This window comes from Deltaproteobacteria bacterium (genome assembly GCA_016875395.1).
Lineage (GTDB): Bacteria > Myxococcota_A > UBA9160 > UBA9160 > UBA6930 > VGRF01.
The window spans coordinates 1-14590 of record VGRF01000023.1 but is presented as its reverse complement, the minus strand read 5'-3'; the positions used below and the strand labels follow the sequence as shown (position 1 = coordinate 14590).

Genomic DNA, 14590 nt, shown 5'->3' with positions numbered 1-14590 from the left:
CCCGCGATGATTCCGTCGAAGATCACCGAGCGGCTGTTCGAGTCGCGCACGATCCTGCTGCACGGCGAGATCACCTCGAAGCTCGCGCAGGAGATCACCGCGCAACTGCTCGCGCTCTCGGCTACGAGCGACGAGCCGATCACGATCTTCCTGCACTCCGAAGGCGGCCACGTCGAGGCCGGCGACTCGATCCACGACATGATCAAGTTCGTGAAGCCGCGCGTACGCATCGTCGGCACCGGCTGGGTCGCGAGCGCCGGCACGCACATCTACCTCGCCGTGCCGAAGACCGACCGCTTCTGCCTCCCCAACACGCGCTTCATGATCCACCAGCCACTCGGTGGCGTGGGCGGCCGCGCGAGTGACATCCGCATCGAGGCCGAAGAAATCATGAAGGCGCGCGGGCGCCTCAACCAAACGATCGCCGACGCTACCGGCCAGCCGCTCGCCAAGGTCGAGCAAGACACCGAGCGCAACTACTGGATGTCGCCCGAGGAAGCGGTGGCGTATGGGATCGTCGGTCGCGTGGTGAGGAGTGCGGGGGACTTGAGCTGAACCTGCGATCGGGGTTCACGCTTTTCCTTGTTTACTTCGCTTTCCGCTCCGAAGACTCCGCGGAAAGCTGCGCGCTTCGCTTGCGGCCTCGGCCGACCCGCAGCGAGTAGCGTTCGTCATCGAGCACGTTCCTCCGCTTCCTCAACGCGGCAATGCATCGAGGTGGCGACAACGCGCGCAGCCGCCTCGGCGCATTGCCGCGTTCGCGATGACGTCGGAGCAACCTCGCAGTCGAACGCTCCTGCCAAGCGTGTCGGCCGAGGCCGCAAGCGAAGCGCGCAGCAAACGCCGGAGTCTTCGGAGGCGTTTGCGAAGTAAACAAGGAGAAGGCGCGGCAACGATGCAGCGCGAGCGTCAGCGAGCGCGGGCGAACCGCTCCCCCAATAACTCCACCTGCTCCGCGCCACTCCCAAGATGAAGCCCAATCTGCCGCGCCCACAGGTAGTAGCGATGGATGGGGTAGTCGACGTCGACGCCGATGCCGCCGTGGAGGTGCTGCGCGGCGTAGGCGACGCGGCCCCCGCCGTCGGCGGCCCAGTACTTCGCGATGATGAGGTTCTCGGTCGCGTCCTCACGCTGCTCGAGCAGGTGAAGCGCGCGCAGCATCGTGAGCTTCATCGCCTGCACGTCGACGAAGGCGTCGCCGGCGCGCGTGTGTACGGCCTGGAAGCTGCCGATCGGGCGATCGAACTGCTGGCGCTCGGTCGCATAGCGAGCGGTGATCTGCAGCGCGCGCTCGGCGACGCCGACCTGCATCGCGCACAGCGCGAGCGTCGCGCGCTGCTGCGTCCACGCCGCGATCGCATCCCCGTGTCCGATCGCGCCCACCACGTCCGCGGCGCTGACGCGCACGTCGTTGGCGTGAAAGTGCGGGCGCAGGTGCTCGTCGGTGGTCTCGACGCGCTCGAGGTGCACGCCTTTCACCTTCGCGTCGACCACGAACAGTGCGGGGCCCGCGTCGGTGCGGGCGGGCACGAAGATCGCGTCGGCCACGTGCGCGGCCTGCACGAGAGAGCGCGTGCCGTTCAGCACGTAGGCATCGCCGTCGCGGCGCGCGGTGACGACGTCGATCGGGCGATCGTCGACGATCGCGTGCGCGAGGATCGCGTCGCCTGAGGCGATGCGCGGCAGCCATTTCGCCTTCAACGCGTCGCTGCCGAACTCGGCGAGCGGCAGAGCGCCGAGCACGAGCGTCGGGTACACGGGCACCGGCGCCACCGCGCGGCCGACCTCCTCCATCAGCAGCGCGAGCTCTGTGAGCCAACCGCCATTGCCGCCGTGCTGCTCTGCGATCGCGACGCCCAGCAAGTTCGCCTTGGCGAGCTCGCGCCAAAGCGTGCGGTCGACGCGCTCCGGCGTCGCCTTCACTTCCTTGAGGCGCTCGTGGGTCGCCATCTCCTCGAGCATCTTGCGAGCGAGCTCGCGGATCGCCTTCTGGTCGTCGTTGTACGAGAAGTCCATCTCATCTCCCGAAACTCTGCGAAGTCACCTGGACGAATCAGCTGCGGCGCAGCCGCCAGCTGCATCCGCACCTCGATCTACCGCGCTCGCCCGGACCTAGGCCTTGTAATGCGGCATGCCGAGGCCAGCCATCGCGATGATGTCGCGCTGCACCTCGTTCGTTCCGCCGCCGAAGGTGAGGATCAGGACCGAGCGGTACGTGCGCTCGATCTTCCCGCGCAGGATCGCGCCGGGCGAGCCGTCTCGAATCGCGCCGGCTTCCCCTAACACCTCGCCGAGCAGGTGGTAGCCCTCGACGTTGAACTCGCTGGCGAACACCTTCACCGTCGAAGCCTGCGCGGGATGGAGCCCGCCCTGCGTGATGTCCCAGGCCTGCTTCCAGTTGAGCACCTTCAGCACTTCGAGCTTGGCCTTGAACTTCGCGAGGTTGCCGCGCACCCAGGAGCGGTCGATTACCTTTCCGCCCTTGGGGTGGTCCGTCTCGCGCGCCCAGCGCACGACCTCGTCGAAGTTCTGCGACATGGGGCCGTAGTTGAAGAGCGAGACGCGCTCGTGGTTCAACTGGTTGGTGATCAGCGTCCAGCCGTTGTTCTCGCCGCCGATCAGGTGGTTCGCCGGCACGCGCACATCGTCGTAATAAGTGGCGTTGGTGCGCACGCCGCCCACGGTCCAGATCGGCGTGATCTTGATGCCGGGCGAATTCAGCGGAACGAGGATCATCGAGATGCCGCGGTGCTTCGCCGCCGTCGGACTCGTGCGCACGGCGAGCCACACATAGTCCGAGTGGTCCGCGAGGCTCGTGAAGACCTTCTGCCCGTTGATCACGTACTCGTCGCCGTCGCGCACCGCGGTCGTCTTGAGTGAGGCGAGGTCCGTGCCGGCTCCGGGCTCGGAGTAGCCGACCGCGATCAGCAGCTCTCCCGCGAGGATCTTCGGCAGGAAGAGCTTCTTCTGCTCGTCGGTGCCGAACTTCATGATCGTGGGGCCGACGGTGCCGATCGTTAGGAACGGCAGCGGGTAGCCCGTGCGCTGAATCTCCTCGGCAAAGATGTACTGCTCGAGCGCGCTCATCGCGCGGCCGCCGTACTCCTTGGGCCAGCCGATGCCGAGCCAGCCGTCCCTGCCGAGCTCGCGCAACACGCGGCGGAACTGCGGCCCACCGCCTTCACCGCCGCGAATCTCGTCGAGCACCGCGGGGGTGATCAGCTTCTCGAAGTACGCGCGCAGATCCGCGGCGAGCTTCTTCTGTTCGGGCGTGAAGTCGACGTACATGCGGCTCCTCCGAGAAGACGTGTGGGTGTACCACGGGCGCTCGCGAATTCCGCGCGCCCAAATGCGAAGCGCCGGGCTCGATCGCTCGAGCCCGGCGCTTCAGTACGAAGTGCGCGGTGCGCCTAGTTCGCGCGCATCCGGCGGCGCAGCGAAGCGCCCGTCAGCAGAGCGCCGAGGCCGAAGGCCGCGATCGACGCCGGCTCCGGAATCGGGGCCACCGGCACACCGAGGCCGAGACCGGCCTGAACGCCGTGGAACGCCGACTGCAGGTCCGCGTAGCGGATGCCGAAGTTGTCGAGCGTCACTCCAGTGCCAGTGACGTCGCCTTGGAACGCGAGGAACACAACCGCGGACTGCACGACGTTCGTGCCCACCTGATTCCCGGCCGCCCACGGCCCGGTGCAGCTCGACCTCTTTGTACTGAGGCAGATCTCGACCTGAAACCCGGCGCCAGTCGGGAGCGTCGTGTTGAACGCGAGCCGGTTGTAGTACCCGCTCACCGAACTCCAGCTCCGAATCACGTTCGGGTCCGTGTCGAACCCGATGCCCGACACCGCACCGCGTTGCCAGATGGTCGGATCCGTCGTGTTGTAGACATCGAGGGCGATGACGAGCCCCGAGGCGTCCGACGACGCGTCGTAGAAGAAATCGACCACTTGGAAGTCGATCGTCGCCGTCAAACCCGAGAGGACGGTCGGCACACCGTTCACGTCCATGATGCCGTTGTAGTCGAGCGACCAGGACTGACCGATATGGTCGACCTGCACCGAAACCGGCGCGGCGAGCGCCGGCGCCGCGAACAGCGCAAGCGACAACACCAAAAGCCTCAATTGCGTCATCTGTTCCTCTCCCAGCATCGTCAGCGTTAGGTCGGGAAAATCCCCGACGGGGCGCACAATAAACCGTTCCCGCGAGTAAGTGCCCCCAAAACCACTCATCGGGGACTCGCATTCTCTGTGTTCTGGCTCACCAAGAGCGGGAGCTGCGCCTCCCCTGCACCCCCTCGGGGCGAATCTTCGCAGAAAACGCCGCATACCCAGCCATTCTGGGCAGCGCGCAAGCCCGTCGCGTGCGAAGACCGGGCGCTGCCTTGACGGGGCTCGCCCTCCGTCATTCCCTCCGCGTTCCCCGAAGGAGCGCCTGATGCCGGATCCCGTCGTCCTCGTCGACCGCGAAGAGCACGTCCTCGTGGTCACTCTGAATCGGCCCGAGAAGAAGAACGCCGTCAACTGCGAGGTGATGTGCCGGCTCTACGACGCGTGGGTGCAGCTCGACAGCGATCCGGAGCTGCGCGTCGCGATCCTCACCGGCCGCGGCGACACGTTCTGCGCGGGCATGGATCTCGCCGAGATCGGGAAGATGCGCGGCGGCGTCAGCGACAACCCGTACATGGAGCGCGTGAAGAAGGAGCCGCACGTGATCTACGGCGCGTGGCTGAAGACGTATCGCCCTAACAAGCCGGTGATCCTCGCCGCCGAAGGTTTCGCGCGCGCGGGCGGCACCGAGATTCTGCAGGGCACGGACATTCGCGTCGCGGGCGAGAGCGCGAAGTTCGGCGTGACCGAAGTGCAGCGCGGCCTCTTCCCGATGGCGGGCTCCGCCGTGCGCCTGCGCCGGCAGATCGGCTACGCGGTCGCGGCGGAGATGTTGCTCGCGGGCGAGGACCTGCCCGCGCGGCGCGCCTACGAGCTCGGTCTCGTGAACCACGTCGTCGCCGACGGCCAGGCGCTCGCGAAGGCGAAGCAGATCGCGCAGCGCATCGCCGAGAACGGTCCCCTCGCCGTGAAGGGCATTCTCGCCACGCTGCGCGAAACGGAAGCGATGCGCGAAGAGGATGCGTTCGCGATCGAGCAGAAGTACGGGATGCAGGTGATGGCGTCGCAGGACGCCGCCGAAGGACCGCGCGCGTTCTTGGAGAAGAGGAAGCCGGTGTTTCGCGGCGTGTGAGCTTGCTCAGCGCGCCGGCTCTGCCTTCCCACACTTCACGCAGATGCACACGACTCCGAGCGCGCGCTCGGGGATGCGCGCGAGCGCTTCGGGCGCGAGCTGCGCGCTGAAGCACCAGCACTCCTCGCGCCCCGCTGCGGCGCCGCACGCGTTCGCTTCGCCGCACAGCGGGCAGCGCGTCGGATCGAGCGGCGCCTCGCTCATCTCCGTAACAACTGTCAGCCGCGCTCGTAGCGCGTGCCGCTGCTCAGCACCGAGATGCGGTGACGCGGGCCGGGCGCGAACGCGTCGCGCGTCGCGTAGCCCGCGTCGCCGTCGTAGAGCATGCACATCCCGTCCTCGAGCTTCAGCGGCAGCGGGCGGAACGTGACGAGGGGCCGCGCGGGCAGCTCGCGCAGCGCGCGCTCGGCGCGCTCGAAGTCGGCGAGCCACGAGAGCGTCACGAACTGCGGCGGCGCGAGCGCGAACTCCTTCGCGTGATGCAGATCGAGCGCGGCGCCGGGCGTGAGCCAGCGGTGCTCGGTCATCTCGGAGTTGCATACGACGACCGCGCGGTCCGCCTCGAGCGCACCCAGGAAGAACCACGTGTCGAAGCGCTTCGGGCGAATCTCGGGCGTGATCCAACGCGCGATCGTGGGCAACGCGACGCCCGCGAGATCGACTCCCGCTTCTTCCTGCGTCTCGCGAATCGCGGCGCGCAGCGCCGACCCCACCGAGCCCGCGTCGCCGCTCACGATGTCGCCGGGCTCCACCTTGCCGCCGGGGAACACCCAGTCGCCGTGCGCGCTCTTGTCGGCGCGATGCAACAACAACACCTCGAGCCCGGCGGCGCCGTCGCGGATCAGGACGGCGGTGCCGGAGGGCCTCGGGGTCGCGGGCGCTGCGGGCTTCTCCACGAACACCTCAGATGTTGCGCGTGCGGCCGGCCCAGTACGGGTCGCGCAGCTTGCGCTTGTAGAGCTTGCCGTTCGGATCGCGCGGCATCTCCGTCACGTAGTCGATGCTCTTCGGCGTCTTGTACTTCGCGAGCCTGTCGCGCAGGAAGTCGAAAATCTCGCGCGAGAGCGCATCGCCGGGGACCACGCCGTGCGCGGGCTCGACGACCGCCTTCACCTCCTCGCCCCACTCCTCGTGCGGAATGCCGAACACCGCGACGTCGCCGACGCTCGGGTGCGTGAGGAACACGGACTCGATCTCGGCGGGATAGATGTTCACGCCGCCCGAGATGATCATGTCGTTCTTGCGGTCGCACAGGAACAGGTAGCCGTCGCCGTCGAGGTAGCCGATGTCGCCCACGGTGAAGTAGCGGCCGCGCCGCGCCTTCTCCGTCTTGTCCTTGTCCTTGAAGTACTCGAAGTCGGCTTGACCGCGCAGCATGTAGACCGTGCCGGTCGCGCCCGTCGCGCACTCGTTCCCGTCGTCGTCGAAGATCTTCACTTCGGCGTTCGCCCACGCCTTGCCGACGGTGCCCGGCTTTCGCCGCCACTCCTGCGGCGAGACGATCGTGCCGCCGCCTTCCGTCGCGGCGTAGTACTCCCAGATCGAGTCGCCCCACCACGCGAGCATCTTCTGCTTCACGTCGGGCGGGCACGGCGCCGCCGCGTGCACCATCGCGCGCGTCGAGGAGCAGTCGTACTTCGCGCGCACGTCGGCGGGCAGCTGCAGCATGCGGTGGAACTGCGTCGGCACCATGTGGCTCGTGGTGACGCGGTACTTCGCGATGAGCCGCAGCATCTCCTCGGGCGTCCACTTGTCCATGAGCACGACGCTGTGGCCGAGATGCATCGCCGCCGATGCGAACATCAGCACCGCGGTGTGATAGAGCGGCGAGCCGGTGATGTGGACGTTTCCGTCCTCGGGCTTCACGCCGAACATCTGCTGGAAGCCGGTGAAGAGCGCGCCGATCAGGTCGGGGTCCATCCCTGTCAGGGGACGCCGCACGCCCTTCGGCCGGCCCGTCGTGCCCGACGTGTAGTTCATGATCGCGCCTGCGGTGCGCTTCTCCGGCAGCGCGGCCGACTGCCCCGCGCTGAGCTCTTCGTACGGGCGGAAGCCTTCGAGCCGGCCGAGCGCGAAGCGATTCGCGGCGGGCAACGCGAACTCGGTCGCCGCCTTCGAGATCGCGTCCGCGAAGCGCGCGCTGCCGACGAACGCCTTCGCCTCGGAGTTCTCCACGATGTACGCGATCTCGGGCCCTGATAAGTGATGGTTGATGGGCACCAAGTAGAGCCCGGTCTGGAAGCACGCGAGATACAGCTCGATGAAGGCCGCGCCGTTCTCGACGACGACCGCCACCACGTCGCCCGTGCCGAGCCCGAGCGCCGCGAGCCCGCGCGCCACCTGATTGCCGCGCGCCGCCAGCTCGCCGCGCGTGAGCAGCTGCTCCGACGGCGTGACGAGCGCGAGCGCGTTCGGATCGCTCGCCGCGAACTTCCAGAATCCGAGGTCTGCCATTTCTTCCCCTCTGATGCGCGCTCAGCCGCGCTCGAGCGGCCGTAAGCCGCGCCGTTCCTCGGTGCGGCGCGCAGCGAGCCGCAGACGAGCGAAGGTCGACACGCTACGGCTTCGCGCTGCCCACGATCCAGGTGCTGAAGTACTGCGAGCCGCCGCCGTAGGCGTGTCCGAGCGCCTTCTTCGCCCCGTCGACTTGGTGCGCGCCCGCCATGCCGCGCACTTGCAGAGCGGCTTCGGCGAAGCGGATCAGGCCCGAGGCGCCGATCGGGTTCGAGCTGAGCACGCCGCCGCTCATGTTCACGGGGAAGTCGCCCGAGAGCGCCGTCGCGCCGTCGTAGGTCATGCGCCAGCCCTGATTCGGCTCGGCGATCAGCATGCCCTCCATCCACATCGGCTCGAACCACGAGAACGGCACGTAGATCTCCGCGCAGTCGATCTCTTTGCGCGGGTTCGTGATGCGCGCCTTCTTGTAGAGCGACTTCGCGTTGTCGAGCGTCGCGCGCGGCATCACTTGGTCGCGGCCGCTGAAGGAGGTGGGCTCGCTGCGCATCTCGGTCGCGTGCACCCACGCCACTCTCTTCGAGCTGCGCTCGGCGAGCTTCTCGCGCGCCATCACCATCGCGCACGCGCCGTCGGAGCTCGGACACGTCTCGAGGTAGCGGATCGGGTCCCACAGCATCGGCGAGCTCGCCACCTTCTCGAAGCTGATGTCCTCGATCTGAAGATGCGCGTACGGGTTCTTCAGCGCGTTCTCGCGATCCTTCACCGCGACGCGAATGCCCGTGTCCTCGGGCGCGCCGCTGCGGCGCATGTAGCCGCGGACGAGCGGCGCGAAGTAGCCACCGGCGCCTGCGACCGTCGCCACGCTGAACGGCAGCCCGATCGAGAGCGCCCAGGTGGCGTTCGACTCGCTCTGCTTCTCGTACGCCACGGTGAGCACGCGATCGTGTACGCCGCTCTGCACGAGGCTCGCGGCCACGATGCCCGTCGAGCCGCCCACGCTGCCGGCGGTGTGCACGCGCAGCATCGGCTTGTAGGCGCCGCCGATCGCTTCGGCGAGGAACAGCTCGGGCATCATCACGCCCTCGAACATGTCGGGCGCCTTCCCGATCACGACGGCGTCGATGTCCTTCCAGGTGAGCTCCGCGTCTTCGAGCGCGCGCTCCGCCGCTTCCCGTAACAACCCCGGCATCGAGAGGTCTTTGCGCGAGGGCGCGTACTTCGTCTGCCCGATGCCGATGACTCCGCACAGCTCGGCCATCTCAGTTGCCCTCCAGCACGCACACGAGGTTCTGCTGCAGGCACGGCCCCGAGGTCGCGTGCGCGACGCTGCGGTCCGCGCTGCCGCGCCAGATCTGCTGCGCCGCCTCGCCGATGCGCGCGAGGCCGACGGCCATCATCGGATTGCCCGCGAGCGCACCGCCCGACGGATTGATGTTCGTCTTCGCGGTGAGCCCGAGCGCACGCTCCACCAAGATCTCTTGGTGCGTGAACGGCGCCGATAGCTCGGCGGTGTCCAGCTTGTCGCGCCACACGCCGGCCTTCTGCGCGGCGATCTCGGTGGAACGCGACCTGGTCAGGTCGCGCACGCCCAGCTCCATCGGCTCGAGGATGTGCGAGATGCCCTTGATCCACGCGGGCCGCTTGCAGAGCGCGCGCGCCTTGTCGCCGGCCGCGAGGATGACCCCCGCGGCGCCGTCGCTGATCGGCGCGCAGTCGTGCTTGCGCAGCGGCGCGACGTGATGCGGCGCCGCGAGCAGCTTCTCCACCTCGAAGTCGCCCTTCACCTGCGCGAACGGATTCGCCTTCGCGTTCTTGCGATCGCGCACCGCGCGCTCCGCCATCTCGCGCTCGGAGACGTGCCCGCCTTCGAGCAGCACGCGCGCCTGCAGCGCGGCGAGCGAAACGGCGTCGGGCCAGAGCGGCATCAGCGAGTAGGGGTCGAGCTGCAGCGCCATCGTCAGCGGCAGGTCGCCCATCGAGGGCTTGCCGAAGCCGTACACCATCGCGATGTCGGCGTAGCCCATCTGCATCTTCACCCACGCCTCGTACAGCGCCCACGCGCCGTCCATCTCGACGTGCGATTCGGAGACGGGCGGCCACGCGCCGACGGCGTCGAGGCCCGCGATGAACGCGAACGACTGGCCCGCCAAGTAATCACTCGAGCCCGAGCACACGAAGTCGAGCTGATCGTTCGTGATGCCGACGCTCTTCTTCAGCTCGGCCATCACCGGGATCAGGATCTCGACCTCGTTGCGATCGGGCTCGCGCCGCATCGACGGCGACTGCACGAACCCGACGACCGCCACGTCGCGCATCAGATGTGCTCCTTGTACGAGTCGTAGGGTGCGTCGGGCTCACCGTTTGGCTCGAAGTAGAGGATGTTGCCGACGGACGTCGTCCACTCCTCGCGCGGCTTCCACACCGCGCGCACGCGCATGCCCATGTGCACGTCCTCGAGCTTGCAGTTCACGAGGTGCATGAGGACGGTGTTCGCACCGTCGAGCTGGATCTGCGCGCTGATGTACGGCAGCTGCAGCGGGATGTTCTGGCTCGGGACGCGCACGATCGAGTACGTGACGAGCGTGCCGGCGTCCTTCAGCTCGACCGGCTCTCCGTCGATCACGACGCCGTGCTGCGGGCACGAGCCGCGCGTCGGAAAGTAGACGCGCCCGTCGACCGGGCAGCGCTGCCCTAACAGCTTGCCCTGCGCGATCGCGCGCAGGAAGCGCGACGCGCTCTGGCCCGCGGAGTACGTGTAGTCGAGCTCGACCGGCGCCAGCATCACCTCGACGGGCGCGTTCGGATCGGTTGCTTTCGTGTCCGCCATGTCTTGTCTCGCACCTCGTCCGTTCATGGATGGCCCCGGCGTCAGGCAACGCGGAGGCCACTGTTCGATCTTCGCTCGGCTTCGCCTCGCTGCGCGGCTTGCTCAGGCCTCCGGCACGAACGCTGCGATGTCGGTGATCGCACCGACGCGGTTCTCGGCCCAGCGCGCGCGCACGCGCATGCCGGTCTTCATCGCGCTCGCGCTGCCGGCGTCGACCACGTGCACGAGCGGCGTCGAGGCGCCGTCGAGTTGGATCAGCGCGTAGGCGAAGGGGCGCTGCAGCGGCTGCTGCCTGCGCGGCGTCTGCACCCACGCCCAGCTCTTCACGACGCCCGTCTCCTTCACGGGCACGAGCTCCGTCAGCGCCTCCGCGCTCTCGGGGTCGTACTCCTTCGGCGGCACCAGCACCGAGCCGTCCGCGCGCCGCACGCCGAGGATCTGCCGATCGCGCAGCGCCGTGAAGAACCTCCCGAGCACCGGACCGAGCGAGCGCTTGTACGTGTACGAGAGCTTGTGCGGCGCCGTCAGCGCCGGCTCGATGGGACGCGCCATTCCTCGCCTCCGAGCGAAAGCGCCCGCGTCACGCGAGGCATTCGCGCGCGGGGGCGAAGGCGCGCGAGTGAAACACGTTGCAATTCGGCGGACAAGGTGTGCGGCGCGAATCAGGCGCCCCGCAGAGCCTCCACGACTCGAGCGAACGCGGCATCGTGCGCCGGGTCCGCCGGCATGCGCAGGCTGATGCCCTCCGCGATGCCCGCGTAGCGCGCGCGGATCAGCGCGGCGATCTCGCCGTAACCAGCGCTCGGAACGAGCACGTCGAGCATCTCGTCCGAGATGAGCGCGCGCAGCGCACCCCATTCGTTCGCGCGCGTCCTTTCGAGCAGCGCGCGGCCGACGCCGCCCCAGCCGTGGTGCTCGAGCGTTCCCCAATAAGCGGGCGTCGAGAACGTGAAGGCGAGCACCTCGCGCGCGGCCTCGCGCTCCTTCGCGACGGAAGCCGTGTCGGCCCCGGTCGCCACCATCGGATTCGCGATCACCGCGATCTCCCGCGCCTCTCGCCCCGCGCGCCCCGCGCCCTCCGCGAGCTTCGGTCGCATCGCGTCGCGCAGATACGCGGGCGACGAATTCGTGGGATGCGCGATCACGCAGTCCGCGACTTCGCCTGCGACGCGAGTCATGAGGGGCCCGATCGCGCCGAGCCAGATCGGGATGCGCGCGTGCTCGGGAGGCAGCGCGTCGGGCTTGAAGAACGGCTGCATGCGCGCGAGTGAGTACGAAGCGCTCGCGTACGCGAGCGGCCTCCCGGTTTGGAATGCCTCGAAGCACGCGCGCAGCGCGCCGACGTAGTCGCGCATGCGCGCAGCCGGCGCGCTCCACGGCATGCCGAAGCGCCCCTCGACGTTGCCCTTCACCTGCGGACCGAGCCCGAGCGAGAAGCGGCCGCCCGATAACTGAGCGAGCGCCCAGGCATCCTGCGCCACGAGCATCGGGCTGCGCGCGAACGCGACGATCACGCCCGTCGCGACGCGCAGCCGCTTGGTGCTCGCGAGGGCGAGGGTCGCGGCGGGAATCGCGTCGTACACCGCCTCGGGAACGATCAGCCCGTCGAACCATAATCGCTCCGCGCGCTGCGCGTGTGCCGGCATCGCCGCGAGCGGCATGCGCACGTCGTCGACGGCGGCGAAGACTTGCAACGCGTCAGCTCATGCCAACGGGAGCGCGAACGAATCGTCCACCGGCTTCCTCGTCGCGAAGAACGGCCCCAACACCTTTTGCAGCTCGTCCACCGTCCACGGCACGTCGTGCTCGTGGTCGAGCGAGGGCTTCGGCGCGGCGTAGATGCGCACGTGCTTGCCCCACATCTGGATCAGGTTGCCGCTCACGTTCGCGGCGTGCGGCGACGCGATCCACGCGATCACGGGGCCGATGTTCTCGGGCGCGTAGGTGTCGAAGCCGCTGGCGGGCTTCTCGTACATCGCGGCCCAGGTCGAAGCCATCGTCATGCGCGTGCGCGCGCGCGGCAGGATCACGTTCGCCGTCGCGCCCATGCGCTGACACTCGCGCGCGGCGGAGAGTGTCAGGTGCGTGATCGCGGCCTTCGCCGCCGCGTAATTCGGCTGCCCGAGCTGCCCCATCATGAACGAATCGGACGCGGTGCTGATGATGCGGCCGTACACCGCCTGACCCGCTCTCTGGCGATCGCGCCAGTACGACATCGTGTGGCGAATCATGCAGAAGTGGCCCTTCGCATGAACGCGCATCACCGAGTCCCACTGCTCCTCGCTCATCTTCTGGATCATGCCGTCGCGCGTGAAGCCGGCATTGTTGACGAGGATGTTGAGATCGCCGAACGCGTCGACGGCGGCACGCACGAGGCGCTCGCTCTGCGCGAAGTCCGCGACGTCGCCGAACGCCGCGATCGCCTTCCCGCCCGCGGCCTCGATCTCGCGCACCACTTCGCGCGCCGGCGCGTCGCTCGTGCCCTGGCCGTCGAGCGTGGTGCCGAGGTCGTTCACCACGACCGCGGCGCCTTGGCGCGCGAGCTCGAGCGCTTCGACGCGCCCGAGGCCGGAGCCCGCGCCCGTAACAAGTGCGACCTTGCCGGCTAGGACGGACATGTCTGTCGTCTCCCGTGCTTCAGTTGGCGTTCTTTGCAAGCGGAGCGCGCAGCGAGCCGAAGGCGAGCGAACGTCAGTCAGGCTCTCTCGATGATCGTGGCGGTGCCGACCGCGGCTCCGCAGCACATCGTGACGAGCGCCGTGCGCTTGCCCGTGCGCTCGAGCTCGTGCAGCGCACTCACGATGAGGCGCGAGCCCGTCGCGCCGACGGGGTGGCCGAGCGCGATCGCGCCGCCGTTCACGTTGACGCGCGCGGGGTCGATCTCCGGGAACGCGCGCTGCCACGCGAGCACGACCGCGGCGAAGGCCTCGTTGCACTCGAACAGATCGATGTCGCGCAGCGACAGCTTGCTCTTCGCGAGGATGCGGCGCGTCGCGTCGATCGGGCCTTCGAGGATCGTCGCGGGATCGGCGCCGACGACGACGTCGTGCTTGATGCGCGCGCGCGGGCGCAGGCCGTGAGCGCGCGCCTTCTCGGCGCTCATGTAGAGCAGCGCGGCGGCGCCGTCGGAAACCTGCGACGAGTTGCCCGGCGTGTGGATGCCGTCGGGTTGCACGGGCTTCAGCGCCGCGAGTCCCTCGCGCGTCGTCGGGCGAATGCCCTGGTCGGCGGTTACCCGCTGCGTCGCGCCGGTCGCCTTGCCGTCGTCACCGACCACGGGCGCATCGATTGGCATGATCTCGCGCGCGAAGTGACCCGCGGCGGCGGCCTTCGCGGCGAGCTCTTGCGAGCGCAGCGCGAACGCATCCGCCTCGTCGCGCGTGATGCCCCACTTCTTGGCGATGCGCTCCACGGCGATGAACTGCGAGAGCGGCTCGTCCCATGTGAAGCCCGGCGGAATGAAGAAGCCGGGGCCGTTCATCACGTTGGCGCCGAGGCCGACGTGGCTCATCAGCTCGATGCCGCACGCGATGCCGCAGTCGATCGAGCCGCCCTTGATGAGCGCATTGACGAGATTGTTCGCCTGCTGCCCCGAGCCGCACTGCACGTCGATCGTGGTGCCCGCAGTCGAGTAGTCGTCGCGCACGGCGCCGAGCCACGCGTGGCGCGTGATGTTGTTGCTCTGCTCGCCGGCCTGCGTGACGCAGCCGCCGAAGATCTGCTCGACCTCGCGCGGCGCGATGCCCGCCTTGTCGACGACCGCGCGCTGCACGAGTCCGAGCAGCTGCGCCGCGTGAAAACCCGAGAGATCGCCCTTGCCGATCTTCCCGCGCGCGATTGGCGTGCGCAGCGCTTCGACGATGACTGCTTCTGCCATCTCTAGAGAGCCTCCGAACGCGGGGCGACGCTTGCGCCGCCCCGGAGGGGGGACGTTCCGCAAGTAAGAGCCTATCCGAAAACCGCCCAGGGTGTTAATGATTGACAAGCCGTGACCCTCCGACTGGCGACCGGGGGTGAAGTGTCTGCACGAGGGAAGGCTCACCGGGGCTGGCGGATTCCCGACGAGCTGTG

15 protein-coding genes are annotated in these 14590 nt (G+C 68.5%); 2 read left to right on the top strand and 13 right to left on the bottom strand.

Features of this window, described 5'->3' with window-relative positions:
* Positions 1–6 precede the first annotated feature (6 nt).
* Positions 7–555 carry an ATP-dependent Clp protease proteolytic subunit gene (locus FJ091_16205; GenBank protein ID MBM4384897.1) on the top strand — a complete coding sequence of 183 codons (549 nt, stop codon included), beginning with the start codon at positions 7–9 and terminating at the stop codon, positions 553–555.
* Positions 556–909: 354 nt separating this feature from the next.
* On the opposite strand, the gene FJ091_16200 is transcribed toward FJ091_16205, so the two are convergent.
* The 3 genes from FJ091_16200 to FJ091_16190 all read right to left on the bottom strand — a co-directional run bounded on the left by FJ091_16200 (position 910) and on the right by FJ091_16190 (position 4145).
* Complete coding sequence (locus tag FJ091_16200) at positions 910–2016, bottom strand: acyl-CoA/acyl-ACP dehydrogenase (protein ID MBM4384896.1); 1107 nt, start codon at positions 2014–2016, stop codon at positions 910–912.
* A gap of 96 nt (positions 2017–2112) precedes the next feature.
* Positions 2113–3288: an acyl-CoA dehydrogenase family protein gene (locus FJ091_16195; protein MBM4384895.1), complete on the bottom strand. Its 1176-nt coding sequence runs from the start codon at positions 3286–3288 to the stop codon at positions 2113–2115.
* A gap of 122 nt (positions 3289–3410) precedes the next feature.
* Positions 3411–4145 (bottom strand): cistern family PEP-CTERM protein, encoded by a 735-nt coding sequence (locus FJ091_16190; GenBank protein ID MBM4384894.1) that lies wholly within the window; start codon positions 4143–4145, stop codon positions 3411–3413.
* Between the two features lie 286 nt (positions 4146–4431).
* Between FJ091_16190 and FJ091_16185 the strand changes: the two genes are divergently transcribed.
* A complete protein-coding gene (locus FJ091_16185) occupies positions 4432–5235 on the top strand; it encodes a crotonase/enoyl-CoA hydratase family protein (GenBank protein ID MBM4384893.1) in 804 nt (267 codons plus the stop codon).
* 6 nt (positions 5236–5241) lie between these two features.
* On the opposite strand, the gene FJ091_16180 is transcribed toward FJ091_16185, so the two are convergent.
* From FJ091_16180 to FJ091_16135, 10 genes are all read right to left on the bottom strand, one after another.
* On the bottom strand, positions 5242–5439 hold the full coding sequence (locus FJ091_16180; GenBank protein MBM4384892.1) for a cysteine-rich CWC family protein: 198 nt from the start codon (positions 5437–5439) through the stop codon (positions 5242–5244).
* Between the two features lie 14 nt (positions 5440–5453).
* Positions 5454–6131, bottom strand: coding sequence for an NUDIX hydrolase (locus FJ091_16175; protein MBM4384891.1), 678 nt, complete (start codon positions 6129–6131; stop codon positions 5454–5456).
* 7 nt (positions 6132–6138) lie between these two features.
* Complete coding sequence (locus FJ091_16170) at positions 6139–7689, bottom strand: acyl-CoA synthetase (protein ID MBM4384890.1); 1551 nt, start codon at positions 7687–7689, stop codon at positions 6139–6141.
* A 103-nt stretch (positions 7690–7792) separates the two neighbouring features.
* Positions 7793–8950, bottom strand: a complete 1158-nt coding sequence (locus tag FJ091_16165) for a thiolase domain-containing protein (protein MBM4384889.1) — start codon at positions 8948–8950, stop codon at positions 7793–7795.
* 1 nt (position 8951) lies between these two features.
* A complete protein-coding gene (locus FJ091_16160; protein MBM4384888.1) occupies positions 8952–10007 on the bottom strand; it encodes a thiolase domain-containing protein in 1056 nt (351 codons plus the stop codon).
* The gene (locus FJ091_16155; GenBank protein MBM4384887.1) at positions 10007–10519 is read right to left on the bottom strand and encodes a Zn-ribbon domain-containing OB-fold protein; all 513 of its coding nucleotides are present in this window, start codon (positions 10517–10519) and stop codon (positions 10007–10009) included. Before FJ091_16155 ends, FJ091_16160 begins: the two co-directional genes overlap by 1 nt.
* A 102-nt stretch (positions 10520–10621) precedes the next feature.
* Entirely contained in the window at positions 10622–11071 is a 450-nt protein-coding gene (locus tag FJ091_16150; protein ID MBM4384886.1) for an OB-fold domain-containing protein, read from the bottom strand.
* Positions 11072–11181: 110 nt separating this feature from the next.
* A complete protein-coding gene (locus FJ091_16145; protein MBM4384885.1) occupies positions 11182–12213 on the bottom strand; it encodes a TIGR03617 family F420-dependent LLM class oxidoreductase in 1032 nt (343 codons plus the stop codon).
* A gap of 9 nt (positions 12214–12222) precedes the next feature.
* Complete coding sequence (locus FJ091_16140) at positions 12223–13137, bottom strand: SDR family NAD(P)-dependent oxidoreductase (protein ID MBM4384884.1); 915 nt, start codon at positions 13135–13137, stop codon at positions 12223–12225.
* 77 nt (positions 13138–13214) lie between these two features.
* Positions 13215–14396: a steroid 3-ketoacyl-CoA thiolase gene (locus FJ091_16135; protein MBM4384883.1), complete on the bottom strand. Its 1182-nt coding sequence runs from the start codon at positions 14394–14396 to the stop codon at positions 13215–13217.
* Positions 14397–14590: the final 194 nt, after the last annotated feature.

Coding starts and splice junctions, on each gene's coding strand:
- FJ091_16135 (MBM4384883.1), bottom strand. CDS start 14,396: ATGGCAGAAGCAGTCATCGTCGAAGCGCTGCGCACGCCAATCGCGCGC.
- FJ091_16165 (MBM4384889.1), bottom strand. CDS start 8,950: ATGGCCGAGCTGTGCGGAGTCATCGGCATCGGGCAGACGAAGTACGCG.
- FJ091_16185 (MBM4384893.1), top strand. CDS start 4,432: ATGCCGGATCCCGTCGTCCTCGTCGACCGCGAAGAGCACGTCCTCGTG.
- FJ091_16170 (MBM4384890.1), bottom strand. CDS start 7,689: ATGGCAGACCTCGGATTCTGGAAGTTCGCGGCGAGCGATCCGAACGCG.
- FJ091_16140 (MBM4384884.1), bottom strand. CDS start 13,137: ATGTCCGTCCTAGCCGGCAAGGTCGCACTTGTTACGGGCGCGGGCTCC.
- FJ091_16195 (MBM4384895.1), bottom strand. CDS start 3,288: ATGTACGTCGACTTCACGCCCGAACAGAAGAAGCTCGCCGCGGATCTG.
- FJ091_16155 (MBM4384887.1), bottom strand. CDS start 10,519: ATGGCGGACACGAAAGCAACCGATCCGAACGCGCCCGTCGAGGTGATG.
- FJ091_16190 (MBM4384894.1), bottom strand. CDS start 4,145: ATGCTGGGAGAGGAACAGATGACGCAATTGAGGCTTTTGGTGTTGTCG.
- FJ091_16150 (MBM4384886.1), bottom strand. CDS start 11,071: ATGGCGCGTCCCATCGAGCCGGCGCTGACGGCGCCGCACAAGCTCTCG.
- FJ091_16200 (MBM4384896.1), bottom strand. CDS start 2,016: ATGGACTTCTCGTACAACGACGACCAGAAGGCGATCCGCGAGCTCGCT.
- FJ091_16180 (MBM4384892.1), bottom strand. CDS start 5,439: ATGAGCGAGGCGCCGCTCGATCCGACGCGCTGCCCGCTGTGCGGCGAA.
- FJ091_16205 (MBM4384897.1), top strand. CDS start 7: ATGATTCCGTCGAAGATCACCGAGCGGCTGTTCGAGTCGCGCACGATC.
- FJ091_16160 (MBM4384888.1), bottom strand. CDS start 10,007: ATGCGCGACGTGGCGGTCGTCGGGTTCGTGCAGTCGCCGTCGATGCGG.